Annotated in this window: 1 protein-coding gene; it reads left to right on the top strand. The window is 46.9% G+C overall.

From position 1 onward, the window contains the following. On the top strand, positions 1 to 599 hold a 599-nt coding region (locus AB4512_RS18745; RefSeq protein ID WP_372175336.1), incomplete at both ends, for an acetate--CoA ligase family protein.

Genomic DNA, 599 nt, shown 5'->3' on the forward strand with positions numbered 1-599 from the left:
GTGGTCGCATTCATGCACTTAGTCGAGTACAGACGTAACCAACGTCAGTTAATGGAAACGCCGACCACTGCAGAAAAAGTACACATTGAAGATCTAGCAGATGCGAAAGGTTGGATAGAAAGAAAACTACTGGATAAAGACACAGTTAGCCTTGATACTCACCAAAACAGTCAGTTTTTCAAGAGCTTCAACCTCGATGTGTTACCAACTTGGATCGCTTCTGACCCAAGTGAAGCGGTACACATCGCTGAAACGATCGGTTATCCCGTCGCAGTAAAATTACGTTCGCCGGATATTGCACATAAGTCAGACGTACAAGGCGTGATGCTCAATTTGCGAAACAGCAGTGAAGTTGCCAATGCGGCTCAGGCAATTCTCGATCGTTCTCAATTATCCTTCCCTACAGCAAACATCCACGGCTTGTTAATTCAAGGTATGGCTAAGCTCGCGGGCGGCCAAGAGTTGCGTATTAAGGTTACAACAGACGAAACCTTCGGCCCAATCATATTACTTGGACAAGGTGGTTCGGAGTGGGATGAGTCGATTGATGCCGCAGCTGCTTTTCCACCGCTCAACATGACACTGGCGCGTTACTTGAT

Source organism: Vibrio sp. 10N.222.52.B7 (assembly GCF_041474275.1).
GTDB classification, from domain to species: domain Bacteria; phylum Pseudomonadota; class Gammaproteobacteria; order Enterobacterales; family Vibrionaceae; genus Vibrio; species Vibrio crassostreae_C.